A 26,533-nucleotide genomic window follows, 5' to 3' on the forward strand; every position below is an offset into this window, starting at 1 on the left:
CACTTGCCTTAATATCTCCTTTGCTGATAATTTTTGTAATTTTGGGGTACTTAACAAAGTAATTTATAACTTCGCGGGAATTTTTAGTGGCAACGGAAATATCTATATCCCCAACGGTGGCGGATTTGCGTCTTAAAGAACCTAAAGGGTCCGCTTTTAAGACATAAGGGCACTTTTTTAAATAATCAAGCAATTTAAAAGCTGTTTCTTCAGCCACATATAACGGAAAACGGGCTTCTTTATCTGCCATTTTCTCTATACTTTGCAAGATTTTGTTTTCGGATTCCTCTCCAAAACCGGGCAGGATTTTTATTTTACCGATTTCGGCAAATTTTTTAAGTTGCGACACGGCTTTATCCTCGTTATTAAGATTAAAATGAGAGGCGAGTTTAAACGCGGTTTTAGCGCCTATTCCAGGAACCTTTAAAAGCCCAAACATACCTTGAGGAAGACTTTTTTTAACTTCCGTAAAATGGGATACTTTTCCGGTATTAAAAAGTTCCGTAAGATGTTCTTCTAAAGCTTCGCCAATACCGGGAACATCGTTTAAACGGTTTTCCGCCCACAGTTCTCCTATATCGGAATCTAACTTTTCTATTGCGCCCGCGGCATTATCATAAGCTCTGATTTTAAACGGGTTTTCGTTTTTCGCTTCGTAACAGGCAGAAACTTCTCTTAACAAATCCGCTACTTGTTTGTTGGTAAATTTGTGTAACATAAGATGATTATAAATGAAATTTCCAATTTTCAAAACTAGCATTCCAATTAGGGTTAGACCCCTAAAACACATAAAAAATATCAAAACTCAAATGTCAAATGTCAAAACCACATATTAAAACCCTAAATCTGAAAAATTAAGATTTGAGATTTAAGATTTGGCTTTGAGTTTTGAGTTTTTACATTTGAGATGGTTTTTTACGAAAAAACTATAAATAGATAATATTCTAATGTGTTGACGATTTGAGTTAGCTTTGTTACTATGGGAATAGCTTTGGTTCCGTGGTGTAGCCTGGTCTAACACGCCTCCCTGTCACGGAGGAGACCGCCGGTTCGAATCCGGTCGGAACCGCTCTTCACTGCCCCACAGAGAGGAGGTGTAAATATGGAAAAAACAACCGAAATTCCAAAACCTTCAAAAGCGTCTTTAACCGCTGTGGTCGCAGGTGTATTAGTTATTTTAGCGGGTTTTGTAATGTACAATTATTTTTCAAAAACGGGCGGTGAGATAACTAATCAAGCGGAAAAAACCGAAAGTCTAGGAGAAGATAACAACATTTCTCAAGAAAAGTTGACCAACCCCGAGGAAATAGCCAAAGGAATAAGTTTAAATGGACAAGAAACTTCTTTAAATCCACAAACAACCAGTGAATGGACAGCGAACGATTACAAAAGCGGGGACATAACGACCAGCAAACATACTGTTGTAAAGGGAGATACCCTTTGGGAGATAGCCCAAGCAAAATATGGCGACCCTTATATGTGGACAAAAATAAGAGACGCAAACGCGGGTTCAATAGGACAGTTGGCAAACGGCAATCCGTTAATTACTCCCGGGCAGATACTTATTTTGCCTGATTAGGATAAAAATACGCGACTATAGTTGAATGGTACAACATCACCTTCCCAAGGTGAGGGTGCGGGTTCGATTCCCGCTAGTCGCTCTTTTTTTAGGCGGGCAAGGAGAGGATGTGGGCCGAAGGTTCTGAGGAGTACCGCGTGGGTAAAGGAACATTTTGCCCACTAAATTATTCCCATAAAAATTTGTTCCTATTTTATGCAAGTAGAAAAAACTCTAGCGGTACTGCTATGGCAGATTGTTTTGTGTCTATTCTCAACTCTGATGCAGAAATTACCAAACCATATTTGGCTTTAATCTTTCTGGCAGTACTCGCCGCTTGCGCAAATCCCTTTTGTCCGCGGCCAACTTCAACCGCAATGCTCTCATTATTATCTCGCACAATAAAATCAGCCCCACCGGCGGCAGAATCATAAGTCAAGGATATTGACCGTTGTCCACAAAGCCGCCCCAAATATAATCCAACGATGTCTTCTAAAAGCTTACCTTCATATATTTCCTGCCGCTGGGTACTGCCAACGAACTTAAAATACATGGCGCGGAAAGCGGAAGATGTAAACAAGTATTTAGACGGTTTCCTTACTTGTAATCTATGGGATCCATACGGATATACGCGCAGTATCGTTTCTGTCTGTTCCAAAACATCCAGCATATGCATGAGTGTTGGTCGTCCAATCTCCATAACGCGTGAAAGATTGTTTAAACTAAGCTGTTCAGAATCCGCTATGGCATATAAGAGCATAGGAAATTTTGTAGCAACATCGGGACGAAATCTACCAATTTGCGGAATATCAATAGAAATAACGCGCTCTAGGGATTTTTTAATTTGATCATATACCAAAGCCTCATTTTTCAAAGCAACCATATATGGCAATGTGCCGTAGTTAATGTAATGCGTTATTTCTTGACGTTCAACATTCAACCAATAATGTCTTACTGCCTGTTCACATGAAACAAGCTGATGATAAACTTCCTGTACTGATTGAGAATTTAGCAACGCTTGTCTTAATTTTTGTCCCAATCCCTTTTCCTCGTATTTGTTATGTTTAATCTTCATGAATTCCGTAAAGCTCATAGGGTACAGTTTTTCCGATACAGCCCTACGGACAACATCCGCGTTTATATTGAGCATCAGAGCAGAAGAACCGGTCGCAACAATAAAAACTTTCCGGGTTCGGTCATATATTGTTTTTAAAAACCCAGCCCAGTAACGATCGTATTGCACTTCATCCAAAAACAAAAAAACTGGCTTCTCTAATCGCTCAAACGAACCGCCAACCGCCTCTTCGTATACTTGGATAATTTCTTGTAGCGAGGCACCAAAGGTTTGAGTCACTTGATCTACAGAAAGGAATAATTTGCGTTCCACCGGGACAGCCGTGTCGTGATAAAGTTGCGCCAAAAGAGTTGTTTTGCCGGAACCACGAAGTCCCGGCATAAGCAACCAGCGCACAGATGCGTCGCCACCCATAAAATTACGAACATGCTTCTGCATGCGCAAAAACATGCTCCTTTGTGGATTGCGTTCTCCACGATCATTAAAAACATAGGCACGGGTACGAAAAGACCCTTGCACCACTTGGTCACGCACAAATTGATATAATTTTTCCTTTTTTTCTCCGTTCATGACTCTTGTATTGCTTAATTATTCAAGCTTACAAGAAACGCCCGTCTCTTGTCAAGTATACATTACAAGAAGTGTTTGGCCGCCTGTTTTACCTTTATTTTAGGCATTAAAACTGGCGTTTTCTTGTATGGTATTTTGCAAATTTCTAATTTATATATGTTTTAAACCATTCTTTGGCGCTTTTTCCCTCATCTTACTTCAATTTCCCCACCTACTAATTTCGGCAAAAGCAAATCCCAAGCTTGTCTGAGAGATTCATTTTGAAGTTCTAACTGGTCAATTAAATATCGGATGGATTTTACTGCCGAGCTCTTTTTTCAATCCGGGGTCGCCGAACTAGTCAATAAAAACAAGCATAGGCCCTATTCTAAAGAAATTATTTATAATTGCCTGAAAATATTTTGGCCAAACCTTTTTTTCTATTTTCATATTTTATCCCCTCCTCATAATATCGTAACAACAACCCCATCTACTTCCGAGGTGGGAAAGGGACAAACAAACCCCCTTGTATAAGGTCTATCCTTCGTAAAAGATAGACCTTCGTTAAAATTTGTTGCGAACTTAACTTATCTTCCGCGCAAAATCAGAAAAGTCCCCACCGTCCCACCTTGAAGGTGGGATAATCGCTAAATGTCACAATTCCCCAACACCCGGTGTTGGTGTTATTAATCTTTTTTTTCCTGTTTCAGTAAACATCTCTACATAGGGACAATTTGTCCCTATGTATTTTGCCAATTCCTCGTCTCTTTTTCTTAGTTTTTTCAAGTAGTCAGTGGGATTAATACTGTCCGTAAGCACTTGCACAATATCAACAATGCTAAAATACCATTTTTCTTCTTTATCCCGCCAAACGCGCCGCACAGGCTTATCTTCAAAAATTACGGTTGCTTTGTTGTTTGTTTTTTTGTTTAGCATACTTCGATTTTTATACCCTTCATCCCCCACCAACTACAAAATCAAGTCTGTCCAATTATCAAAAGAATTATCTTTAATTCCCCAACACCCGGTGTTGGTTAGACTGCTTTCATTGTTTTTTCTTGCTAACTAATTTATAGTACGGGCTTTTGATACAGGAATCTTTAACATAGACAGCATTGTTAAACCCAAATTTTTTCAAAGGAATATTAAAATACAGAGCAAAAACCAAATCGTCAATATAATCTTTTAAAGCTCTTTGCTTATCAAAATCAATGATAGGTAGTGATTTCAAATCTGCTAAAAATATTTGCTTTCCCTCTAAATCTAACTTTTTATTGTAATAGGTATTCCTAATTGTTTTTTTAACCGAATCCAGATTGTCCTTGATTTGGAGTTTTATTTCTTTACCTTCTTTTATTAGCACCAAATAATTGTCCTTTATCCATACACTATCAAACTTTTGAATCATTACTCTTGAAAAATCCACATAGCCCGACAGTGTTTTCTCTTCCAAAACCAGCATTTCTTCTATGCGTTTTATAATCTCATTTTTGATAAATTGATTACCTTCGGTAATTTTAGGGACACGAACAAATTCTTTTATTGCGGTAATTGAAATCAGCAAGTCTTTTTCGTTCTCACTTTTTAAGTTGGAGTTTAGGATTAAAATATTGATAGGAGAGTTCAATAATGCAAAAATATACAAAATTTCCACTTCTTTCTCGCTTCCAATGGCACATATTTGATTTCTTGCCCAAACAACAGGTAAAGATGTAAAATGAAACCTATTCGGATTAGCGTAAGACCAAATAACTTTGTATTTGCTGTCTAATAAACAGTATCCCTGATTGGCCTGTAGAAGTTTAATTTTGAATTTGGAGTTACCGCTTCTGATATTTGGCCAAAATCCACGAAACTCTTTAGTTGTCCAATACTCTTTCTTTAATTTTGGATAGAATAGATAGTTTTCTCCCTTCTTTTCTAAAATTTCTTTTTCGTTTATCTCATAACCTATATCGAAGTAGAACCTACTTTTAAATTTATGGTTTGCCCAAGTATGGTCGTAATAAATAGCGATACTCTCTGTTTGTCTTTTATATTCTGCGTAAAAATCTAAAAACAATTTATTCTGCTTAATGAGATTCCAATTGACTGCATTTTGCAAAAGAGTAGCCTGTAAAATTCTTTTTTTACGAACCGCCTTGCCTGCTAAAATATTATTTAAAGTTGTTTCATCGGGTTTATCAGAATTGATTATTTCAACTTGATGAAATGAAGGGGGCGTTTTCCTAATAAGGACAAGAATTAAACTTGAGGTTGCCACGGGTCTATTTTGCATAAGCCCACGACCTATAAACACCCTTCCGCTAAATGTAATAATTTTTTCAATAGTGGTAAATTTGGCCAGATAGTAACGCAAAGTATCGTGGTCTCCAGAAGTAAGAAGTGTTTGAGGGATAATAAAACAGAGTTTCCCGTTATCTTTAAGTAAAGCTATTCCAAGAGCTACAAAAAAAGCATAGAGATTTGGTTTTGGGGGTCTTTTCTTTTTTGTATTTGGTGTGCTGTGTAAATTCATCCCGTAGATATTGCTAAGATTAACTTTATTTTGTTTCATCAACTCAAAAATCAAAACCTTTTGTTTTGAACACTCGTTATAACCAACATAGGGAGGATTACCTATTACAAAATCAAAGCGACGGCGAGGAATTTCGGGCTGGTTTTCAAGGCTTCTTTTCATTTCTTCTAGATCACTTTCTTCCCTAACATAGCTTTTATATCCTAAATCCAAGCTTCCAAAATCCATTGAGAGTTGCCCACCTGTAACATCTATATCGTGTATTGTGTTTCTTAATGCAGTGTTCATAAACTCAGCAACGCTGTCTCTTGTTAGAAATACCTTAATTTTTTTATCAATAGGATTGTTATATTTCTCATTAATTATTTGAGGTAGCAACCGCATTAAGATATTCATTTCAGCGAGATAGAGAGGAAATTCAGCGATGTCCAGACCAAAGATATTGTTATTAACAACTTCTTCAATTTGCTTTGACTTCTCTTGAGAGTTGTTACCAAATGCTTTAAGAATTGAATCAACAGCACTATAAAGAAATGTCCCACTTCCACAAGAGGGGTCGATTAAGGAAACGCTGTTTTTATCTTCCTGATAGTGTTTCTGAAGGGCGTTAGGTGTAAACCCGACTTGATGTAACATAAAATTAACAACTGCTGGATCGGTAAAGTATTGCCCCTTTTTTGTATCTTCATAAAGCTCTTTAAGATAGTTTTCGTAAATGTAACCAAAAATTTCATTTTGAATGTTGGCAAAGGTGTATTTCTTAATGAAAACAAATATATCAAGCCACGGAGCAACATCGTGAAGTTCGTTTTTAGGCTGTCTATATAAATTAAGCAATATCTGGCTGATAAAGTCCTGCTCTTTCTTGAAAGGTCTATAAATATTTTGGGAGATTTTGTTTGAGATGCCTTCAATAACTCCTAAAATCTTGCCGTATTGTTTAACCTTGAGACAATCGTGTATTGATTTAACAATGTCTTTAAATTCCTGAACAAAATTGCCAAATTCGTTATCAACTAAAGTTTTATACAAAATGAATTGAATGACATAGGCATAAGTAATTTCAACTGCTCTTCTTTCTCTCTCTCTCTTGCCCAATCCCTCAAAATAACCTTCAACCTGAAGCTTATTTTTAAAACTTTTTATCAAGCGGGTAATATCGTCAAAAAATATTTGCCTGTTTTCTTCAACAGGTAACTTTTCCTCTTTAAAAAGAGATAGTTGACCCTGAGGTTCAAAAAAGGTTAGGTAATAAAACTCTGGCTTAATATATTCTTCCCAAAACTCAAGAAAAATATCTGTTTCATCAATAATTTGGTCTAATTTAAACTCACGGTAAATGTTATTATTGTAAAAACGCCAAATATAACCGTCAGTTAAAATCCCGTAATGTTTATCAAAATCTTTTTGGTAATTGAATAGTTGTTGAACCCCCGCTTTTATGTTTCCGTAACATTCCGCCTCTAAAGGAATGATAATATCTGGGTTGATATAGAGAACAAAGTCCGCCCGCCTGCCTTCTTTCGCCTTATTTTCGTGAATGTATTCTCTTTTCCTTAATTCCAATTTGCTAGAAAGAGAACCCTCTTTTAAATCAAAGAGTTCTTTGCTTTCAAAGCAAGCTCGGACAAAGCTATGTACACCCGTACCAAGCTCTTGTTTTCTATAATAATCTCTTTCTTTATTCCATTTTGCTTTTAGACCTTTAATATCCATATCTTTATATTTATATGTGCAATCATTACACTTTTAACCGCTCAATTTCAGCAAGAAGTTTTTCTTGGGATATTTCAGGATTGTTTATTTTCATACTCCAATTCTACCATTTTTAAATCAATTTAGGTGGGGGGTTTTTGAGATTGCTTCGTCGTCTAACTCCTCGCAATGACGGGATAAATTTTTTGGCCTTCCGAAGCAATCAAAAACGGTACATCCTTATCGTGATTTACAATTTTTCCTTTTCCAATCCAATTTAACGAGGGCATAGTTTATATTTAGCAAATGTTGTTCCTTTTTTAATCCACCGTGGGTCATTTACCCCCATTTTCTTGTACATCCAAACGGTCTGTTGGCTGTTTATACAACTGTCTTTATACATCCACAGCAAAATCTCGACAGGGCGAAAGTATAGTTTATTCTCGAATGTCAGTTGTTTGATCTGCTCTTTATCGTTCAAAATTACAAAGTGAGAATTAGCAAATGATCTGGCAGCATTGATATTACTTATATCTACCGCATCCTTCGAAAGTCTTCTGAAACTGGTCGTAGTATCCCAAAAAGTACCAGAAGGAGTGGAAACCGAAGAGAGGACATCAATCTTTGGTCCCGATTCATAGGAGTCACAAGTGATTGTTCCTGTAGTTCTTGAGATTACAAAGTTTTGACTTGTCTCGCTGTTTGAAGTCACCAAATCGGGCGACGCGGTAAAAAGACTTGGTTGGTCTGTATATACCAATTGAGCTAATGAACTTTGGGTAGCCGCAAAAGTAATTCCCTTACTTTCTAAAAAAGCAACCGCGGGTACATTGTTCGAACACATATATTCTATTTGTGCCGTACCAGATCTATCTAGGATTGCGGTTGAATTCTCATAGATATTATAATCAATCATATTACATCCACCCTTGACCTATAATCCACCACAAAATTACTGCGAATAAGGGTGGTTATTTTTCTATCTCCAGTCTAATTACCAACAGTTGTCCCTTAATTAGTCTAAATTAAATAATCTTCAATTCAATCAGCTTTTTTAAAATAGTCTTTCCTAATTCTGTTTCGTTATTTATCTCAAGAAAAGCCACATTCCATGTAATTGGACCTTCATCAGACAATACCAAAATCACTTCATTTCTAAGGTTTATTGGGAGGTTGGAATATACTTTAAGAAAACTATTTTTGTTCTCCATATTTTAACTATAACAATATTAAATTTTTATTTCCACCCTTGAGCAACAATTCGCCACGCAACTTGTTCTTGTGGAACCTGAATCTGACCTTGGGGGGTTTGCTGAACTGTATTTACTTGCTGTTTCTTGTATTCAACGGAGATATCATAATAATTTGAAAGCTGGGAACTTTCAATGTATGCAATTTTATAATCCTTTCTATTCTGCGCCACATTTACTCCAAGCTCATTTTCCGGATTCCACATTTTGCCAAAATCCAATTCCTTGTTGTACTCCTCATAAAGATCTGTCATCGCTTTTGAAAGCGCATCGTTTGCATTCACAACAGTTTTTAACCCTAAATCCTCTTTGGCTTCCTTCCTCCCAATATAATACTGATGCGAATATAATTTTTCTGTAAAGTAATCAACCAACTTTTCAATTTCTTCTTCTTTCACCGGCAATTTATGGCTTTTCAACAACCGTTTGGCAAGCATACGAATTAAATTATGGGTACGATTAACATTACCAAGCGCCAGAGGATGAATTTGCGGGCTGGCTTCCACAAATTTATTAAATATCACCGCCAATTGTTCATCATTTTTTATCCCAAATTTATTTTTTGCTAAATCAAAATACGCCATCACATCTTCAACCGAGATGGGAATTTTATTTTGCGGATTTTTGGGGTCTTGCGGATTAAAAACATTTGCAGTCGCAGGATCAATTGGTGATATCTCTGATAAATCGCTCATCACAATTTCATCTGCCCCAAGCGCGATCATCGTTGCCGCGCTGTGGGCTTTGTACGGAATCAGGACAGAAAACTTGTTGCAATATTCGCGAATCATAGAAACCAACCGCCACGGCACCATCGTATCCCCGCCTGTGCTATACAAAAATAAATCTATATTTTGCGTTTTGCCGATTGTTTGAAGTTGTTTACTAACAAGCGGAATAATATCCATCGCTACGCGAGCATTAATCGGACCCTGCCTATCGCTAGTTAAATAAGTAATAATCCGAGACTTTCGTAGCTGTTCAATTTGTTGTATAAGAGATTTTTTATCCATAACAATGAGAATATTTTAACTTATTTTTCATACTTTTTCAATCGATTTAGGCGGGGGGGTTGAGATTGCTTCGTCGTCACTTCGTTCCTTCTCGCAATGACGGAAGGACACGCAGAGGATGCCCTCCACCCACAATAACGAAGGGGCAAATACCAAACTTGCTTTTTATTCAACATGGGGTGTACAATAGTTATGTAGTGGTTGGATGGGTAACGCCCATCAGCTGGGAGGGATAAAACTCTCTCAATACTGCTTAGCAATACTTCATTTTGAGCAATTCGCTTAATGAGACGTGCGAAGTTCGCACTTCCTTAAGTGGATAGTTAAAGCGGGTTGCTCCGAGTGAAGTATTTTTTGTTGCAAATATCCTGTACCTTCCCAATCCTTGGTTTTACCATTTCGTACCATTGTCTATCGCCCCTTTCACAAACCTGATAAACAGCATAGGCAATATAATCAGCAACTTGTAAACCCCCATGTGTGTAATGAGGGTTGTGGTAATAGCTTAGTTTAAGGTGTGCATTGAGTTGCGGATGGTCTTGGAGATAATTGAGACGCACTCTTTCAACTTCTGCTTCTAGTTCCTGCCGTAGCTTTAATTTACTATCCTTGCGACTAAATACAATCTCCGTGCTTTGAGACTGATGACACAAATTTTTAATCAATTGCCCCGCCATTACCCCATACATTTTACCCGGATTTCGTTTGAGAGGATCGTAGCAAAGTAATTTCTCAACAATTAACACATCTACTTTAATAGATAAAGTGGTAATAAATGAATAAAATCTCTCTTTAACTTCTTTATAGTCTGTTTGGGCATGGAATGAATCAAGAGTATAGGCAGAAGAAAAAATGTTTGTTAAGTTCCGGTCCTTTAATAAAGTAAGACGAAATTCAGTTAGCTGTTGTTGCAACTCCAATTGGTTTTCTGAACGCACTGCCGCGAGAATTAAAAATTTGGATGCTTGTTTTTGTTCAACTAAGTTTATTCCTTTTGCAGAATAAACTTCTGGCTTTCCTGATTCGTCAATAAACAACCATTGATTCAACAAATTGTTCATACCCCAATTTTACCATTTTCTGAATATGTCTTGTTTGACCTTTTGGCTGAAAATTCATATACTAAACAATAAGTCCAAGTATGCCAGGGTAGCTCAATTGGTAGAGCAATCGCTTCGTAAGCGATAGGTAGTGGGTTCGAATCCCACTCCTGGCTCATAGTCTCCCCAACTTCCATCTTTTATTCCTTAAATATCTGATATAATAAATTTATGCCTTACTACTACAAACCTAAAAAAACCGCTAAAACTAGAACCTCCGCAAATAAAAAACTTTATAACAAACTCTTTAAATCCCTTGGATTAAGCGCGGGGATTATCCTTTTTATGTATTTCTGGCTTGTTACTGTAATACCAAACATAAACATTGTTTGGGACATTTTTAAACACGACACCCCGCAACAATCCAATTTGACAACAATTCCTCCTTCAAAACCCATCCTTATGGACTTGCCTACGGCGACCAATAAAGAAAGAATAGATATAAGAGGAACTGCCAAAGCAGGCACCACCGTAAAATTATATATGAATACAAGAGAAATTCAAAAAACTCTGGCGGATAATGACGCTACTTTTACATTTAACAGCATTCCTTTGCAAAAAGACAATACAGAAATTTATGTTGTTTCGGTAAACGACGAAGGAATCGCTAGCGAACAATCGGAAACTCATAAAATTGTATTTGACAATAAGCCTCCGGAAATAACCATTACAAAACCGACAAGTCAATCCGTTGAAGAACCCATCAACGCCTACAGAATAGAGGGCAATGTAAACGAAAACGCAACTGTAACCGTAAACGGAAAAACCGCGCAAACTTTATATGATGGGGAATTCGGCATTACCATAAACCTAAACGAAGGAGGTAACTCTTTTAAAATTGAAGCGGTGGATTCAGCAGACAACAAAACTACCAAAGACCTTTATATAAATTTCTCAAAAACGGATTAATTCCAATTCGGGATTAAAACTCAATTGGAATTATAGGGGTCGGATCCGCCTTGGGCGGGTCAGACCCCAAATGAAAACAAGCGCGAGAAGGACTAGAAATTCAGTTAAGACGGTTATAACAGCGCTTGCCAAATAATTATATTGCGGGATAAAGATAATATTTAAAACTATATTAAAAATAAGCGCAAAACCATATAAAAACGGTAAAACTTTTTGCTTATTTCTAACAACCAACACCCAAGTTAACGGCGAGGAAAGAAAGAAAAATACTGAACCTGCCATTAGTATATTAAACGGAATAAAAGATAAAACCATATCGTTACCCCAGATTGCAGAAATTAAAAAACGGGAAGAAACAAAAGAAAATATTGTTAAAAATATAGCCCCTAAAAACAATATTAAAAGAGATTTTTTAAGTAATGCGTTGACCTTATCATCCTTATCCGCTTTAGCCTTAATCATTAGAGGAAACATCGCGTTCATAAAAAAAGTGGGGATAACCAAAACAAAATCAAAAACCTTATAAGCGAGATTATACACCCCCACCGACACCGTATCGGACATAACGGATAAAATAATCCTGTCCGCTTGCACCATAAAGGAATTAAGGATTAAAGCTATTCCTAAAGGAAAGGAGAGAATAAAAACTTTGCGCCAATAGGGTACATTTATAGCTTTCTTATTAAACTTTAAATATCTTTTCAAAAAAAGGATAGCTATAAGGGGATGAAAAGAATATCCAACAACAACCGCTGAAATCACAAGAATAATACTTCCGCGCGCTAAAACCACTGGCAAAAGTATGCCCACACTTAACAAACTTGCCAGTATAGATATTACAGCTACATACCGGTAAATTAGCTTGGACTGAAATACTATTAAACAAGTGGTGTAAATAGATTGGAAAAAAATTAGGATAGACCCAATACGAATAGCATTTTTTATAACGGGAGAGTAGGGGAAAAATATTAAAACAAAATTGCACAAACCAACAAGGATAACCCCCAAAACAATCCTAAAAATTAAAATGGAGGTAAAATTATTCTTTATGGATTCTTCGTTTTGGGAGAACTCTTTTACGGTAATTGCGTTAATACCAAGGTCGGAAAGAAGGTAAAAACTTAAAACGAAAGCGGTAACAATGGAGTACTCTCCAAATGTTTCTGCTCCCAGAAAGCGGGTAATTAGTACGGTGCCAAACAAAGCTCCGCCTGCGGTAAATATTTTGGCTATGATTTGATAAAAAGTATTCTTCGCCACCAATCTAATAATTTTCATTATTTAAGTATAAAACATCTAAATATAAAACAACACCTACATAAAACGAAAGTCCAAAAATTCTCCTAACAATTTTGTACAGCTGTATGAAATTGTTAGAAACTAAACATCAAAGTAATCGCGAAAAATTCGGTCGTTTTCAATTTTTGAAATTTCCAAAACCTGCACATACTCTTCTGCCCTCAATAAAGACCTTAATATACTAATAACTTCCTCACAAGGATACGCGTGCAAATACACACTGTTTTGAAATTTAAAGAATCCCCAACTATAAAGGTAATTTCTTACCGCATTTGCCAGCTTTCTATTTTTTTCTGGAATGTCAAAAACAACTAAACGCCATTTCCCGTCCCACAAAAGGGGTTTCTTTACAGCAAAGTTGTCTAATGCCAATTTAATTACCTTATTCTTTCCTTTATCCGTAAGCTCTATATGTACCTTCCCTTTCTTTTCGTACATATTTATCTCTTTTTGTTTGCTCAACCTACGCAAAGTTTGATTAAGATAACCCTTGTTAAAAATTTTCCATTCCTTATTCTCAATACCTTTTACATCTATACCAAGTGATTTAGTTACCCGCGGAGCAACAAAATCAACTTCAAGAACATATTGTTTCGCTATCATTGTAAAAACCGTTCTAACATTATTCACCTTTTCTTTTTGAAATTGGGAATGTAAAGTTTTAGCCAGGTATTTAATTTGCTCCTCAGAAGTACTCGTACCCACAAAATAATAATATCACAAATTCGTACAGCTGTATGAAATTGTTAGGGGAAATTAAAAACAAGCCTAAATTTTATTTGATATACTTTGGATATGACAAGCAATAAGAAGAAAATTGTGGTGTATTTGGTTATTGCCTTTTTGACACTAAGCGCAGGAGGTTTCTCGCTCTCCAAAACAGTGAGTAGCCCTGTCGTTAAAGACTTCGTAGAGAATGTAGGGATGTTTGGACCACTGATAATTGTCCTGGGCATTGTATTTGGAGGAGTGTATGCCCCTATGTCCCATTTACCTTTCACAATGATCAGTTTAGCTTTTTACGGATACTGGAAAACCTTCATACTATTCTTTATAGGAAATTTTGTTCTCGCCCCCTCTTTAAATTTTTTCATAGCAAGAAAATGGGGAAGATCCTTTGTGAAGAAACTAGCAGGAGAAAAAACTCTTAATAAAATTGACAATCTTGCACTTACTATTGGTTGGGAAGCGCTTATACCAATAAGATTGTTTGGCGGAGTTCTTTTTGACGCAGTGTCCTACGCATCCGGATTAACAAAAGTCCCTTTTAGAATTTACATACTAATAACAATTTTATGCTCCCTACCCAGTGGTTTTATAATGCTCGCCCTTCTTGAAAAGGGAATAAAAGGAAACCCTTTGTTCTTTGGCATATTAGGTATATGGTCATATACAATGGGCATCCTAACACCTTATTTGATATATAAGTTAAAAACAAGGAGGAAGTAGGGGTGCTCGTGTCTGGACTTGAACCAGAGACCTCTGCGATGTGAACACAGCGCTCTAACCAACTGAGCTACACGAGCGAATTCAACTTACATTTTAACAAATACACCATTGAAAATGCTACAACTTACTCCTACAATAAATTAATGCCAAAAATTTTATCCCAATTTTTTAACTTTATTCTGGATATCGCGGAAGTGGTCTTTTTGGCTTTTGGGCTTTACCTCCTTCTTAACTGGTTCGTTTTTAATCTCCATAATGTTGACGGCGATTCTATGTTACCCACCCTTCATAACAAAGAGTACTTAATAACTAATAAAATTGCCAATCGAACAGGTTATAAAAGAGGCGATATAGTTATATTTAAATACCCTAATATGCCAAGCAAGGAATTCGTAAAAAGGTTAGTAGGACTTCCCGGAGAGAAAATACAAATAAAAAACTCGCAAGTAATAATCTACAACAGCGAATATCCCGAAAGTTTCGTCCTTAACGAGCCTTACCTGTCCGAAGGAATGTTAACTACCCAAAACAGTTTTCTAAAAGAAGGAATAATTATGGAAATTCCCGACGATAGCTTTTTTGTAATGGGGGATAACAGGGAAGTTAGCTCCGATTCAAGACAATGGGGGTTTGTGCCAAGAAAAAATATGGTGGGGACGGCTGTATTAAGAATCTGGCCCGTAACGGAGTTTGGAGCGTTTAAAAAACCGACACAAACTTCCTTCCCTTCTCTTTAACAAACGCAACTACCCCGTCCTTTAAGGCAAACAGAGTATGGTCTCTTCCCAACCCCACATTTTCTCCAGCTTTAAAAACCGTTCCTCTTTGCCTAACTATTATCGCCCCCGCTTTAATTTTCTGGCTTCCAAAAACTTTTACACCAAGCCTTTTACCCGCCACATTTCCGCCTTGTCTTGCTTTTGAACCCCCCGCTTTTTTATGCGCCATCCTTTTTTGCTCCTTTTTTAACTATTTTTTCCACCCTAATTATAGAAATTGGCTGTTTATGCCCTTTTGTTTTATGGTACCGTGATTTTGCCTTAAATCTTTTAACAAGAATTTTTTTGTCTTTTAAGTCTTTCAATGTTTTTATTATTACAGTTACATCTTTTAGTTCCGGCTCCCCTATTAGCGTCTCTCTTTCATCGGAATAAAAAAGGACAGAAACCTTTGGGTTTTTGCCGACCCTATCCACTTTGAGCTCCGTTCCTTCGGAAACTTCGTATTGTTTTGAATTTATTTTTACTATTGCCTTTTTCATAACTTGCGTGATTTTACCAAAGCTTGTTTTTAATTGCAATGTTTTGCGATAACCCCAACACTATGCTGGTTGCTATTAACGAACTCCCTCCATAAGACACTAAAGGCAAAGTAATTCCGGTAACCGGCAAAACCCCTAAATTCATACCTATATTTACCACACACTGGATAAACAATAACGAAAAAGCGCCCAGTGACAATAACGCGGAGAAACTATCTTTGGCTTTTTGGGAAATTGCCAAAATTTTATACAGAAGTCCAAAATAAAATATTATCAAAACAAGGCTTCCCAAGAATCCCCATTCTTCCGAAAATGCGGCAAAAATAAAGTCGGTTCTGTATTCTGGCAAAAACCTTAAATGAGATTGAGTTCCCCGTCCAAATCCCCTGCCAAAAGTTCCGCCGGACCCAACCGCCACAATGGATTGAATAACATTATATCCAGACCCAAGGGGGTCCGCGTAAGGGTTAATGAAACTTATAACCCGTTGTCTCTGATAATCATGCAATACATTCCAAACCGGATAAGAAATCAAAAAAATGGCGAGCAAAAACACCAAAATCTGCTTAGGATTAACACCCGCGTAAAACACCATAAATACCCAAATACCAAGAAGGACCAAAGCGTTTCCCAAGTCTGGCTGTTTAGCCACCAATAACACAAAAGGAGATATGATTAAAAAACTAAGTATAATCTTTTTTACACTTAAATACGGTAAAGACAACGGCCCTAAAATTTTTGCCAAAATTACAATCTCTACTATTTTAACAACCTCCGAAGGCTGAAAATTAAAGAATTTTAAGTTGTACCACCTAACCGAACCCCTAATATTTTCGCCAAACACAAACAATCCCGCAAGCAAAAGTAGGGATAATATATATAAAATAAAAACGAACAAAGGTTTTTTAAATAAAGAGATATCAAAAAAAGAGGTGGCAAAATATAAAACAATGCCAATCGCAAAAAAGATTAGTTGGCTTTGAAATGTAGAAGAACTTGTTGAAAGTATAGCAAACGCCCCAAGCGAAAATATAACAAGATAAAAAAGAAACAAGAAAAAGTCAAACCCCTTGGACCTATAGAATTTCATACTTGTCACTTTCCACGAATTTTCCAATTAGCGCCGATTTAGAAATGTAATCCTTAAAATGTTTAAGCGCAAGTTTTGTGTTTTCGTTAACAGGATACGAAATGGAAACAATATCGCTAAACACACAACCCTCTTTCTTTCTTAAACCCTGCGCTTCGCGAACCATATCCCTAGCATACCCTTCTGCCAAAATCTTATGGTCTTTATCCCCTAAATCCACTATTTTTATGGCAAGCTCTTTTGCCTTTTTCCATATAAGATTTTTTACATTTGTTTCTTCTTTAATTATGTTTTCAAGTTCGTCTTCAAGTTTTATATCCAAAAGGTATTCCACTTTTTTAATAGGCATTCTAACGCGAACATTATTTAATTTTCTCCAAGAATGTATTTTTTCAACCACCTCACGAACTTTATCCATATCTTTTTCTAATGAAATATCCACCAACGATGTGTCCGCAGTAGGCCAATCTTCTAAATGCACCGACTCTTTATTCTTTGAGAGATTAAGATACATTTCTTCCGATATAAAAGGCATAAAAGGCGCTGTTAGTTTAGCCAAAGTTAAAAACATAGTGTATAAAACAGAGTGTACCGTATTCTTATCTTTTTCATCATCAGCAGAAAGTCCCACACGATTTCGTATCCTGCGGATATACCATGTGGAAAGGGTATTTATAACAAAATCGTTTATAGCTTTAGACGCGCCAGAAGCGTCATAATTATCCAAACAATTCGTAACCTCAATAACCAACGAGTTAAGTTTAGACAACACCCATCTGTCCAATACACAGGTATAATCCCTTGTTAATTTGGAAGGAGAAAATTTATCAAGGTTGGCGTAGGTAACAAAAAATTTATAGGAATTCCAAAGAATAAGCAAAAATCTTCTTCTAACTTCTTCGCCTAACGCAAAACTAAATTTGGTATTGTCAAATAAATTGCCGGACATATAAACCCATCTCATAATATCCACACCCATTTTGTCCGCCGCCTCATCAAAAGGAATATCATTACCTTTAGTTTTATGCATAGGCTCCCCCTTCCCATCCACAATATATCCCGTTGCCAGAACATTTTTCCAAGGCGCTTTGTTTTCTAAAGTAACAGCCATAAAAAGCGTGGCGTAAAACCAAAGTTTTACCTGCCCAATATATTCCGTTATGAACTCAAAAGGAAACCATTCTTTCCAATAACTCTTATCCTCTAAATATTTTATTGTTGAAAAAGGAATAATACCTGCATCAAGCCAACAATCTCCCACTTCTTTCACTCGAGACACCTCTTTTTTACATTTCGGACATTTAATCTTTATTTCATCTATCCAAGGTCGATGCAACTCTTTAAGATTCTTCACTTTGTTTTTATCTACTGCTAATTCCTTTAATTCCTCTTTAGAACCAACTACAATCAATTCTCCACAAGAACATTCATAAAAAGGTAAAGCAAGTCCCCAATACCTTCTCCTTGAAATAGGCCAATCCCCCATATTATCAAGCCAATCCTCCATTCTTTTTCCAGCAGATTTAGGCATCCAATTTGCTTTCCTAGCCGCTTTTTTTGCCACAGGACGAATTTCTTCGGATTTAATAAACCATTCGGAAGTGGTTCTAAAAACAAGTTCCTGTTTGCATCTCCAACAATGCGGATAGGAATGGGTAATTTTCTCTGTTTTATACAAAATTTTCTTTTCCTTAAGACTTTCAAAAATTTCCTCTTTAACAGAAAGAGCGGATTTGCCTGTTAAAAAACCATACCCTTCCGTATAAATCCCTAACTCATTAAGTGGGGCTAAAACAGGAAGACTAAATTTCTTACTTAACTGAAAATCTTCTTCTCCCGCTCCAGGCGCTATATGAACAAACCCACTTCCCTCTTCATCTGAAACTTCTTTCCATTCAATAACTTTATGAGTAACTTTATTTGCAGAAGGTAACTCATCAAAAGGTCCCGTATATTCCATACCTAAAAAACTTATCCCTTTTTTAGTTTCTAAAATAGAAAATTCTTCTTTAATAACCGAAAGTCTATTCTTTGCCAAAATAAAAATTTCGCCAGTTTCATTTAATTTAATTTTCGCATAATCTTTCTTTGGATTAACGGCTACTGCTACATTAACAGCCAATGTCCAAGGAGTAGTTGTCCATATTAAAAGATTACCGGAAGAGTTTTTTAAAGGAAATTTTACATAAACAGAAGTATGTTCAATCATTTTATAACCGTCATCTGAAAGTTCGTGTTGGGAAATAGCCGTACCACAACGAGGACACCAAGGAAGGGAGTCAACTCCCTTATAAATCCAGCCCTTCTCATAACACTTTTTTAGGAAATACCAAATATAAAGGTTGTTCTTCTCGGACATTGTGTAATAGGAATTATCCCAATCCATAAACATACCTAACCGTTTGGATTGTTCTGTCTGAATACGAGAAAATTTTTCAACGCGAGCTCTACAACCATCGCAAAACTTTTCAACACCGTAAGATTCTATATCCTTTTTACTGTTTAACCCTAAATCTTTTTCTTCTTGGACTTCTAGCCACAAACCTTGGCAATCAAAACCGTTTTGAAACCTCTGCTTAAAACCTTGCATATTTTTGTATCTTTGAAACAAATCTTTCAGAGTTCTACCTTGCCCGTGTTGAACCCCCATAGGATTATTAGCGGTTATAGGACCGTCTAGAAAGGAAAACCTTTTTTTAGAAAAATCGTTTTTATGAAGATATTTATCCACTATTCCTGTGAAATACCACTTTTCAAGAAATTTCTTTTCGTTTTCTATAAAATTTGGCAAAGCGGGGACTTCTTTAAACATACAGATATTTTATCACAGTTATATGGAATCGTAGTAAATTGCGCGGGATATTAAAATAAACACCAAAACAACTCCAAGAATCAAAAGGGATATTAGCGAACTGTAAACTTTTATCCTGTTCATATCTATTTTCTCCTTAAAAATGTGGGGAAATCAAACCTTGTATCAATATCCGGATTTTCTCCAGAATCGTCTAATTCTACAACTTCTTCTTTCTCCTCTTGCGCTGGCGAGGAAGAACTTCCCACTTTAACCGAATCCTCCACTCGCCTATACGCTTTTTGAAGATCCATATCAAAACCGGTTGCTATAACCGTAATCTTTATTTGGTCGGTAAAACTTTCGTCTATTGTGGCTCCAAATATTATATTAGCGTCGGGATTAGCCGCTTCCCCTATAATCCTTGCGGCATCGTCCACCTCATGCATAGCCAAATCCGGTCCCCCCACAATGTTAAAAAGTATTCCGGTCGCTCCTTTTATATCTACATCTAATATCGGCGAGAAAATAGCGGATTTGGCGGCATCCACCGCCCTGTTTTCCCCGCTAGCCAAACCTATGCCCATTAAAGCGCTCCCCGCTTCGGTCATAATGGTTTTTACATCCGCAAAATCTACATTCACAAGTCCGGGCAATATTATTAAATCAGATATTCCTTGAACCCCCTGCCCCAAAACACTATCCGCCACCTTAAACGCATCCAATATGGAAACCCCCCTCTCTATAACATCTAAAAGTTTTTGATTTGGGATAGTTATTAGCGCGTCCACCTGCTCTTTAAGTTCTTTAAGACCTATCTCGGCATTTTGCATTCTCCTAACACCTTCAAACATAAAAGGTTTGGTAACCACTCCCACCGTTAAAGCCCCAACTTGTCTGGCAAGATTCGCAATTATGGGCGCCGCTCCTGTGCCTGTGCCTCCGCCAAGCCCCGCCGTAATAAAAACCATATCCGCTCCTTCCAAATACTTTTTCAAATCTTCTAAAGATTCTTCCGCCGCTTTTTTTCCAACTTCTGGATTTGCCCCCGCTCCCAAACCTTTAGTTAAATCCTTTCCGATTTGGATTTTTAAAGGAGACTGACTTGTCGCCAACGCCTGCGCGTCGGTATTTATGGAAATGAAATCAACCCCAACTATTTTTTGATTCAATATCATAGAATTCACAGCGTTTCCGCCACCACCACCTATTCCAACCACCTTTATTTTCGCATAATGTTCACTTTCTGGTTTTATTAGCATAATTTTTTAAAATCTTTAAATCTACGGCAGGAGAGATTTTACAAAAGTTTTGATTTTTCCTAAAAACCCCGTTATTTTCATTTTACCTTTAGAACCAAATCGCCCGGTCTCTTTGCTCATTTTGGCGCCATACAATATCGCGCCCACAGCAGATGAAAACGGCGCGCCATTTATCTCGTCAATAAGACCCGACACTCCCTTGGGTACTGCTATTCTTACAGGCGCTCTTAAAACATCGCGGGCAATTTTTTCTATGTAATAAGTTTCCGCTCCGCCCCCCGTTATAACAACCCCAGCAGGAAGTTTTCCTATACAATTAGCCTTTTTAATCTCCACCGCCACTAACCTAAATAATTCTTCAAGCCTTTCTTTGGAAATATCGTTTAAAAATTTCTTTGCCACGGTTGTGGTCTCTAAACCAAATTCTTTAACATCTAACTCCCCTTTCAACATATCTTCAACAGAATTAGCTTTTCCTTCGCCACTTAATTTAAGTTTAATCTTCTCCGCGGATTCAAGAGAAGTTCTTAACCCTATCGCTAAATCATTGGTTATATTTTGACCCCCAACCGGAAGAACCGACGAATAAACAGGACTGCCCTCTATGTACACAATTATAGAAGTTGTTCCCCCGCCTATATCCACAAGTATTGTCCCTAGTTCTTTTTCGGTATCGGTTAAGGTGGCTTCGGCTGAAGCCAGCGCCGCGTAAATTAAGTCAGACACATCCACACCTATTTGGTTAATACATTTAGTAAGGTTTTTTAAAGCGGTAGCCGAGCCATGAATAATATTAACTTCCACCTCAAGCCTAATCCCGCTCATTCCTACAGGGTCCCTAACTCCATCTTGCTTATCCACAATAAAATCCCGCGGAATAACATGTATAATTTCTCTGTTTGACGGAAGAGAAATAGCTTGAGCCGCCTCGGTAACCCTAGAAACATCCTCTTCCCCAATTTCCGCGTCTTGATGAGAAACCGCCACCACTCCGTGGCTATTCAAAGATTCTATATGACTTCCGCTAACCGTAACAAAAACATTTGAAACGGAACAACCTGCCATTCTTTCGGCTCTTTCAAGAGATTGCGAAATGGATTCCACCGCTTCGTCTATATCTACCACCACTCCTTTTCTAATACCCTTTGAGACTATATTGGATACCCCTATAACAGAATTTCTGCCATCTACAGTGTTAGCAATAACAGTGCAAACTTTGGAGGACCCTATGTCTATTACGGCAGTGATTTTATCCTTTGGCATAACTAGTAAAAGTTTAACTTTAAATTTTTCAAAAATCAATAATCGGGTTTGAGAATCTTAAATCTATTCTCTTAACATTCTTACCTTCTATGCTATACTTTTGAATTATTTTTTGCAATAAAATTGCTTTTTCGTTCTCTTGCTTTTCTGAAAATATTGGGATTAAAACCTCAATAGTAGGGCTTTTAGTTGTTATAACAATGTTCTCGTTAATAACACAATTTACAATAGCCAATTTAACTTTTTTAAGTTCACTCAAAAACCGCACCGCCGACAAAATTTTATCGTTGGTTAGAGTACTTCCGGAGAATATCATATTTTCTTTGTAATTTATTAAAGGAAGGTCTTTATCAAAAGTATCGGATACGCCAAGAACAAAACCTTCTGAATCCACAACAAAAAAGCTCTCCTGAAAATCTGTTTTTATAAAGGCAGACGGAGTTCTCTCTTGTAATTTAATAACAAGCGCGTTAGGAAACAAAATTGTGGAAGTTACATTTTTTAAACTCGGGAAATTTGCATACACCATATTTTCAAGCTCTTTCTTGGATAAAAAAATGGACTTGCCCAAAAATTTGTTTTCAAGAATTATCTTAACATCCTCCGTTGAAATCAGCGTCAAGTCTTTAGGTTTTACAGAAATATTTTTAACGGTAAAAAAAGAGGACTTAATAAAAACAAACCATAAAACAAGGACCATACCTACTATTAGAAAAAGGAGGGCAATCCCGCGTCTTAAATTTCCTTTATATGATTTTGTTAATTTCCTCAACAAATTTTTGCGAAGCATCTTTTGGAAGCGAAATTTCTTTTTTTAGAAAATATTTCTTGGAATCTTCTAGCAGAAGCTTTATCTCCTCCAAAAGCGTTTTTCCTGTTAAAACATCTTGATTAAGAACACGGGCTAACCCCGCCTCTTTAACAAATTGCGCGTTATTATATTGTTCATTATGCGAAGTATTGGGAAGAGGAATAAGAAAAGCGGGCTTGCTGTAAAAGCACAGCTCGTACACAAAATGCGCGCCGGACCTGCCCACCAACAAATTGGCTTTTTGGATTGCGGTTAACTGCTCTTCTCGCGACAGGAATTTTTTTACGAGTACTCTTCCCTTATTTTTGGCGGGGAAAAAAGATATTTGCTCATTTAATCTATCAAAATCTCTAAAATACGAGTTGTCCCCGCATTGAATTATTATATTACAAAAGTCGGTTAAATTTTTAAGAATAGCCGATACAGTTTCGTTAATAATATGCGCCCCTTGCTTTCCCCCAGTAACGAATACTAAAGGCAAGTTTTCCTTAAAAACCCCTTTGGTTATATCCGCCTCTTTAAAATTTATTATAAGTGGTAACCCTATTACTCTAGATTTCTCTTTTGGGAAAAACGCAAGCGAAGATTCCCATGTTAAAAGAATTCTGTTGGCAAGTTTGGAAACAAATATATTAGCCCATCCGCCTTGCAAAGTTTGTTCATGAGTTATAATGGGAATTCTCATAATGTATGCCCAAATTGTTATCGGAACAGCCAAATACCCGCCAAAAGAAACAACCAGGCTGGGTTTTATCTTAAGCAAAAAGAACAAGGCTTGAAAAAAACCAAAAGGCAGGCGAATAAGTCTTATCGGATTAAAAGTTCTGTATATCTTTCCAGCGTATAAATTATAAAAGGGGATATTTTTTTGGGTAATTTCCCTATATTCCGCCGAAGAGTTTTTGTCTTTGTAGGCGGAAAATTTATGCCCCACAAAATGTATCTCCACATCTTTTCTTTCGTTTAAAAGCGCGTCTATCACCGCCACCGCAGAGGTATGATGGCCACCTATAAATACCAATCTTTTAGAATCGTTTTTCATAATCATAGTATAGCAAATCTCAGATTGCTTCGTCAGTCGCTTCGTTCCTTCCTCGCAATGACAAGTTTTGGGACGCGCCTCTTGGGAAACCAAACCCCTAAGAATCCGATGTCCTAGAGATGTTTAACAAAACCCCTATTCCCATTAAACTCACTATCATAGAAGAACCCCCGTAGGAAATAAAAGGCAAGGGAACGCCGGTTAAAGGTATTAAATGCACCATAGCGAATAGATTAACAAAAGCCTGAACGCCTATCCAACAAGAAATTCCTACCGCCACAAATTTTTTAAAAGGGTCCTTTTGGTTTTTTGCTATACTTAATCCTTTCCAAACCAAAGCCAAAAAAACAAGGCTTAAAAAAACTGAGCCAACAAAACCGAATTCTTCGGCGATAACCGCGAAAATTGAATCAGAAACTACTTCGGGAATGTACGCGTATTTCTGGCGGGACTCTCCAAAACCAAGTCCCAAAAAACCTCCAGAACCTACGGCTATTAATATTTGCGCGATATGATACCCCTCTTTAAGAATATCCGTTTCCCGCGGTCTTAAAAAGGTCATTAATCTTTGTCTTCTGTAAGAGGAAGAAAAGGACATTATGCCTCCCAAAGCAATTATTACAGGAAGACCAACCACTAAATAAAGCAAAGACAAATTTGAAATAAAATAAAGAGAAACGGCAATCGCCATAAATATAGAAGCCGTGCCAAAATCGGGTTCCAGCGCAACAAGACCTACTGTAGTTAATACGAGAATTAAAAAACCAAAAGTTTTTCGTTTATCTTTTGAAGTTATTTTCTCCAAAAACAACCCCCCATACAAAATGAATGCCAGCTTTGCCACATCAGTTGGTTGAAAACTAATTCTGCCTAAAAGGGGTATTGCGGGAAACGGCGGAGGGTTTAACACCACCCACCTAAAAGCACCGTAGGTCATCTTAGTAAAAGGGGTCTGCACGGGAGTTTTAAAAATTTGGGATAATACAGATTGCAAAGCAAGAACAGATAAAAATCCAAGAGAGATAAGCATTAAAGGTTTTGACCATTTCTTTAGCCTATAAAAATCTATTTTGTACATATACCACATTCCAAAAAATCCAATTAAAACCCAAACAAATTGTTGAAATAAAAATTTATATTTGTTGTCAAAAACCCCTTGGGCGTAGGAAGAGGATGCTTCAAAAACCATCAGAAGACCAAAAAAAACTAAGGATAAAACGAGATACAACAACACCTTGTCATATTTTTCCATCCTACTACTTTGTAAATTCTTTCCAAAATTCCTTTTTCGCATACTCTAAAACTAGAGTAGCATTAGCATATAAGGTTGACAATGTTATTTATACTTATTACAATGATAAGTATAATTTAATCAAAAGCAATGATCGGGAGACGCTTGAGTTTACAAGCCTTAGTGGTCCCGGGAGCTGTTGAGGTGAAAAATAGTATCTTCAACCGGAAGCTGACCGTTATCTTTCAGCAAGGTATTACTGCTGTAAACAGCAAGTACCTAGTAAGGTTCTAGTAGCAATATTAGAATAAAATAAATAAATTACCAAAAGACATCTATCATTTTAAGGGCGGGAAATTAAGCGGTCCGGATGTTTTAATTCTCGGAGGCACTCACGGAGATGAGTTAGCAGGAATTGCTGTGGTAAAGGAAATTATCACTAGATTAAATTTTATGAAAATTAATGAAGAAAACTGCCTAAAAGGAAACCTTTATGTGGGTTTCGGCAGTCCCGCCGCCATTTCCAAAAATGTTAGGGGTATAACAAACCGTAATTTAAACAGAAGCTTTGATCCAATACTATTAAAAGATTATTCGCCAAATAAAATTGATAGCGCTGACTTATCAAGAGCGAAAGAACTTGCTCCTCTTCTTTTGAAAGTGGATTTTTTGTTTGACATACATTCCACAAGCTCCCCCTCCAATCCTTTTGTTTGCTTAAGCCATATAACCTCCCAAAACAAACCTTTTCTGCCACTATTTTATGTGGCTTGTATTTTAACAGACCCTGATAATATTCTAGGCAAAGAACAAAAACAAAAGGTAATAGGAACCACTGATTACTTTGTAAACACTTTTGGGAAAGGCAGGGGGTACTGTTACGAAACCGGGTTGGCAAGTGATAACTCAAAAAACGAGAGCATAATAGAAAATCTTTTAGATATTTTAGTTAAAATCGGTTCTGCAACTGGGGATATTTACAAACTGTTCGGGCTGGAAAAACCAGCTTCAAAAACAAAAAAGCTCAAGCAAAATATTTATGAGCTAACCGACCTCGTTATAGCCAAAAGCTCCGTCTTTCATTATGCAAAAGGTATGAATCGCGGATGGAAAAAGGTGTTTTCCGACCAATTAGTTGGAAATTATAGTAATGGAGAAGCCGTTGTTATACCTTGTAACGGATACTATTTATTCCCTAAAGCCGAAAGCAAGATTGAAAAAGGCAAAAGCCTTTTTTACATAGCGGAAAAATGTGGCTGAACAAGTCTATTATACCCCCTACAAAATACGACACAATAAAATTCCAAAGTTTTATTAACAAAGCCAATCAAAAAGGGCGCCGGAGCGCCCAATCTTTTTGTTGGAGA

At 36.9% G+C, this 26,533-nt stretch carries 24 protein-coding genes and 4 tRNA genes; 8 read left to right on the plus strand and 20 right to left on the minus strand.

Annotated elements, in window-relative coordinates; all coding sequences use genetic code 11:
- On the minus strand, positions 1 to 718 hold a 718-nt coding region (locus tag KJ678_01145), incomplete at its 3' end, for a DNA polymerase III (GenBank protein ID MBU1016754.1).
- A 275-nt stretch (positions 719 to 993) separates the two neighbouring features.
- On the opposite strand from KJ678_01145, the gene KJ678_01150 reads away from it, so the two are divergent.
- The 3 genes from KJ678_01150 to KJ678_01160 all read left to right on the plus strand — a co-directional run bounded on the left by KJ678_01150 (position 994) and on the right by KJ678_01160 (position 1,661).
- A tRNA-Asp gene (locus KJ678_01150) sits at positions 994 to 1,069 on the plus strand.
- A gap of 33 nt (positions 1,070 to 1,102) precedes the next feature.
- Positions 1,103 to 1,579 carry a LysM peptidoglycan-binding domain-containing protein gene (locus tag KJ678_01155; GenBank protein MBU1016755.1) on the plus strand — a complete coding sequence of 159 codons (477 nt, stop codon included), beginning with the start codon at positions 1,103 to 1,105 and terminating at the stop codon, positions 1,577 to 1,579.
- 11 nt (positions 1,580 to 1,590) lie between these two features.
- Positions 1,591 to 1,661, plus strand: a tRNA-Gly gene (locus tag KJ678_01160).
- Positions 1,662 to 1,772: 111 nt separating this feature from the next.
- Here KJ678_01160 and KJ678_01165 read toward each other — a convergent pair.
- The 7 genes from KJ678_01165 to KJ678_01195 form a co-directional block, all read right to left on the minus strand.
- Positions 1,773 to 3,203, minus strand: a complete 1,431-nt coding sequence (locus KJ678_01165; GenBank protein ID MBU1016756.1) for an AAA family ATPase — start codon at positions 3,201 to 3,203, stop codon at positions 1,773 to 1,775.
- 633 nt (positions 3,204 to 3,836) lie between these two features.
- Positions 3,837 to 4,118 (minus strand): hypothetical protein, encoded by a 282-nt coding sequence (locus tag KJ678_01170; GenBank protein ID MBU1016757.1) that lies wholly within the window; start codon positions 4,116 to 4,118, stop codon positions 3,837 to 3,839.
- A gap of 109 nt (positions 4,119 to 4,227) precedes the next feature.
- Positions 4,228 to 7,416, minus strand: a complete 3,189-nt coding sequence (locus KJ678_01175) for an N-6 DNA methylase (GenBank protein ID MBU1016758.1) — start codon at positions 7,414 to 7,416, stop codon at positions 4,228 to 4,230.
- 256 nt (positions 7,417 to 7,672) lie between these two features.
- Positions 7,673 to 8,311, minus strand: a complete 639-nt coding sequence (locus KJ678_01180) for a hypothetical protein (GenBank protein MBU1016759.1) — start codon at positions 8,309 to 8,311, stop codon at positions 7,673 to 7,675.
- A gap of 109 nt (positions 8,312 to 8,420) precedes the next feature.
- Entirely contained in the window at positions 8,421 to 8,606 is a 186-nt protein-coding gene (locus tag KJ678_01185; GenBank protein MBU1016760.1) for a hypothetical protein, read from the minus strand.
- Between the two features lie 26 nt (positions 8,607 to 8,632).
- A complete protein-coding gene (locus KJ678_01190) occupies positions 8,633 to 9,658 on the minus strand; it encodes a hypothetical protein (GenBank protein ID MBU1016761.1) in 1,026 nt (341 codons plus the stop codon).
- Positions 9,659 to 9,981: 323 nt separating this feature from the next.
- Positions 9,982 to 10,719, minus strand: coding sequence for a DUF3800 domain-containing protein (locus KJ678_01195; protein MBU1016762.1), 738 nt, complete (start codon positions 10,717 to 10,719; stop codon positions 9,982 to 9,984).
- 82 nt (positions 10,720 to 10,801) lie between these two features.
- Here KJ678_01195 and KJ678_01200 point away from each other — a divergent pair.
- Together KJ678_01200 and KJ678_01205 are read left to right on the plus strand one after the other, a co-directional pair.
- Positions 10,802 to 10,874: transfer RNA gene (locus KJ678_01200), tRNA-Thr, on the plus strand.
- 55 nt (positions 10,875 to 10,929) lie between these two features.
- Positions 10,930 to 11,667, plus strand: a complete 738-nt coding sequence (locus tag KJ678_01205; GenBank protein MBU1016763.1) for a hypothetical protein — start codon at positions 10,930 to 10,932, stop codon at positions 11,665 to 11,667.
- A gap of 30 nt (positions 11,668 to 11,697) precedes the next feature.
- Here the strand turns inward: KJ678_01205 and KJ678_01210 are convergent, their stop codons facing one another.
- Both KJ678_01210 and cas2 read right to left on the minus strand, forming a co-directional pair.
- Complete coding sequence (locus tag KJ678_01210) at positions 11,698 to 12,945, minus strand: flippase (protein ID MBU1016764.1); 1,248 nt, start codon at positions 12,943 to 12,945, stop codon at positions 11,698 to 11,700.
- Positions 12,946 to 13,047: 102 nt separating this feature from the next.
- Complete coding sequence (gene cas2, locus KJ678_01215) at positions 13,048 to 13,671, minus strand: CRISPR-associated endonuclease Cas2 (GenBank protein MBU1016765.1); 624 nt, start codon at positions 13,669 to 13,671, stop codon at positions 13,048 to 13,050.
- Positions 13,672 to 13,761: 90 nt separating this feature from the next.
- On the opposite strand from cas2, the gene KJ678_01220 reads away from it, so the two are divergent.
- Positions 13,762 to 14,415: a VTT domain-containing protein gene (locus KJ678_01220; protein MBU1016766.1), complete on the plus strand. Its 654-nt coding sequence runs from the start codon at positions 13,762 to 13,764 to the stop codon at positions 14,413 to 14,415.
- 3 nt (positions 14,416 to 14,418) lie between these two features.
- Here the strand turns inward: KJ678_01220 and KJ678_01225 are convergent.
- A tRNA-Val gene (locus tag KJ678_01225) sits at positions 14,419 to 14,492 on the minus strand.
- Positions 14,493 to 14,558: 66 nt separating this feature from the next.
- Between KJ678_01225 and lepB the strand changes: the two genes are divergently transcribed.
- The gene (lepB, locus tag KJ678_01230; GenBank protein MBU1016767.1) at positions 14,559 to 15,152 is read left to right on the plus strand and encodes a signal peptidase I; all 594 of its coding nucleotides are present in this window, start codon (positions 14,559 to 14,561) and stop codon (positions 15,150 to 15,152) included.
- Here lepB and rpmA read toward each other — a convergent pair.
- The 9 genes from rpmA to KJ678_01275 all read right to left on the minus strand — a co-directional run bounded on the left by rpmA (position 15,115) and on the right by KJ678_01275 (position 25,229).
- Positions 15,115 to 15,363, minus strand: coding sequence for a 50S ribosomal protein L27 (gene rpmA / locus KJ678_01235; GenBank protein MBU1016768.1), 249 nt, complete (start codon positions 15,361 to 15,363; stop codon positions 15,115 to 15,117). The genes lepB and rpmA overlap by 38 nt on opposite strands.
- On the minus strand, positions 15,353 to 15,676 hold the full coding sequence (gene rplU / locus KJ678_01240) for a 50S ribosomal protein L21 (protein MBU1016769.1): 324 nt from the start codon (positions 15,674 to 15,676) through the stop codon (positions 15,353 to 15,355). Before rplU ends, rpmA begins: the two co-directional genes overlap by 11 nt.
- A gap of 13 nt (positions 15,677 to 15,689) precedes the next feature.
- Positions 15,690 to 16,766, minus strand: a complete 1,077-nt coding sequence (gene rodA, locus KJ678_01245) for a rod shape-determining protein RodA (GenBank protein ID MBU1016770.1) — start codon at positions 16,764 to 16,766, stop codon at positions 15,690 to 15,692.
- Positions 16,753 to 19,578 carry an isoleucine--tRNA ligase gene (gene ileS, locus KJ678_01250; protein MBU1016771.1) on the minus strand — a complete coding sequence of 942 codons (2,826 nt, stop codon included), beginning with the start codon at positions 19,576 to 19,578 and terminating at the stop codon, positions 16,753 to 16,755. Before ileS ends, rodA begins: the two co-directional genes overlap by 14 nt.
- Positions 19,579 to 19,703: 125 nt before the next feature.
- Positions 19,704 to 20,822: a cell division protein FtsZ gene (gene ftsZ, locus KJ678_01255; GenBank protein MBU1016772.1), complete on the minus strand. Its 1,119-nt coding sequence runs from the start codon at positions 20,820 to 20,822 to the stop codon at positions 19,704 to 19,706.
- Positions 20,823 to 20,840: 18 nt separating this feature from the next.
- Positions 20,841 to 22,082 carry a cell division protein FtsA gene (gene ftsA, locus KJ678_01260; GenBank protein MBU1016773.1) on the minus strand — a complete coding sequence of 414 codons (1,242 nt, stop codon included), beginning with the start codon at positions 22,080 to 22,082 and terminating at the stop codon, positions 20,841 to 20,843.
- A 28-nt stretch (positions 22,083 to 22,110) separates the two neighbouring features.
- On the minus strand, positions 22,111 to 22,782 hold the full coding sequence (locus tag KJ678_01265) for an FtsQ-type POTRA domain-containing protein (protein ID MBU1016774.1): 672 nt from the start codon (positions 22,780 to 22,782) through the stop codon (positions 22,111 to 22,113).
- A 46-nt stretch (positions 22,783 to 22,828) separates the two neighbouring features.
- Positions 22,829 to 23,935 carry a glycosyltransferase gene (locus KJ678_01270; GenBank protein MBU1016775.1) on the minus strand — a complete coding sequence of 369 codons (1,107 nt, stop codon included), beginning with the start codon at positions 23,933 to 23,935 and terminating at the stop codon, positions 22,829 to 22,831.
- Between the two features lie 97 nt (positions 23,936 to 24,032).
- A complete protein-coding gene (locus KJ678_01275) occupies positions 24,033 to 25,229 on the minus strand; it encodes an FtsW/RodA/SpoVE family cell cycle protein (GenBank protein MBU1016776.1) in 1,197 nt (398 codons plus the stop codon).
- Between the two features lie 249 nt (positions 25,230 to 25,478).
- On the opposite strand from KJ678_01275, the gene KJ678_01280 reads away from it, so the two are divergent.
- Complete coding sequence (locus KJ678_01280) at positions 25,479 to 26,426, plus strand: succinylglutamate desuccinylase/aspartoacylase family protein (GenBank protein MBU1016777.1); 948 nt, start codon at positions 25,479 to 25,481, stop codon at positions 26,424 to 26,426.
- The last annotated feature ends 107 nt before the right edge of the window (positions 26,427 to 26,533 follow it).

The sequence above is a fragment of the Patescibacteria group bacterium genome (assembly GCA_018817085.1).
Classification (GTDB): Bacteria; Patescibacteriota; WWE3; order CG2-30-40-12; family CG2-30-40-12; genus CG2-30-40-12.

Coding starts and splice junctions, on each gene's coding strand:
- KJ678_01155 (MBU1016755.1), top strand. CDS start 1,103: ATGGAAAAAACAACCGAAATTCCAAAACCTTCAAAAGCGTCTTTAACC.
- KJ678_01165 (MBU1016756.1), bottom strand. CDS start 3,203: ATGAACGGAGAAAAAAAGGAAAAATTATATCAATTTGTGCGTGACCAA.
- KJ678_01170 (MBU1016757.1), bottom strand. CDS start 4,118: ATGCTAAACAAAAAAACAAACAACAAAGCAACCGTAATTTTTGAAGAT.
- KJ678_01175 (MBU1016758.1), bottom strand. CDS start 7,416: ATGGATATTAAAGGTCTAAAAGCAAAATGGAATAAAGAAAGAGATTAT.
- KJ678_01180 (MBU1016759.1), bottom strand. CDS start 8,311: ATGATTGATTATAATATCTATGAGAATTCAACCGCAATCCTAGATAGA.
- KJ678_01185 (MBU1016760.1), bottom strand. CDS start 8,606: ATGGAGAACAAAAATAGTTTTCTTAAAGTATATTCCAACCTCCCAATA.
- KJ678_01190 (MBU1016761.1), bottom strand. CDS start 9,658: ATGGATAAAAAATCTCTTATACAACAAATTGAACAGCTACGAAAGTCT.
- KJ678_01195 (MBU1016762.1), bottom strand. CDS start 10,719: ATGAACAATTTGTTGAATCAATGGTTGTTTATTGACGAATCAGGAAAG.
- KJ678_01205 (MBU1016763.1), top strand. CDS start 10,930: ATGCCTTACTACTACAAACCTAAAAAAACCGCTAAAACTAGAACCTCC.
- KJ678_01210 (MBU1016764.1), bottom strand. CDS start 12,945: ATGAAAATTATTAGATTGGTGGCGAAGAATACTTTTTATCAAATCATA.
- KJ678_01220 (MBU1016766.1), top strand. CDS start 13,762: ATGACAAGCAATAAGAAGAAAATTGTGGTGTATTTGGTTATTGCCTTT.
- lepB (MBU1016767.1), top strand. CDS start 14,559: ATGCCAAAAATTTTATCCCAATTTTTTAACTTTATTCTGGATATCGCG.
- rpmA (MBU1016768.1), bottom strand. CDS start 15,363: ATGGCGCATAAAAAAGCGGGGGGTTCAAAAGCAAGACAAGGCGGAAAT.
- rplU (MBU1016769.1), bottom strand. CDS start 15,676: ATGAAAAAGGCAATAGTAAAAATAAATTCAAAACAATACGAAGTTTCC.
- rodA (MBU1016770.1), bottom strand. CDS start 16,766: ATGAAATTCTATAGGTCCAAGGGGTTTGACTTTTTCTTGTTTCTTTTT.
- ileS (MBU1016771.1), bottom strand. CDS start 19,578: ATGTTTAAAGAAGTCCCCGCTTTGCCAAATTTTATAGAAAACGAAAAG.
- ftsA (MBU1016773.1), bottom strand. CDS start 22,082: ATGCCAAAGGATAAAATCACTGCCGTAATAGACATAGGGTCCTCCAAA.
- KJ678_01265 (MBU1016774.1), bottom strand. CDS start 22,782: ATGGTCCTTGTTTTATGGTTTGTTTTTATTAAGTCCTCTTTTTTTACC.
- KJ678_01270 (MBU1016775.1), bottom strand. CDS start 23,935: ATGAAAAACGATTCTAAAAGATTGGTATTTATAGGTGGCCATCATACC.
- KJ678_01275 (MBU1016776.1), bottom strand. CDS start 25,229: ATGCGAAAAAGGAATTTTGGAAAGAATTTACAAAGTAGTAGGATGGAA.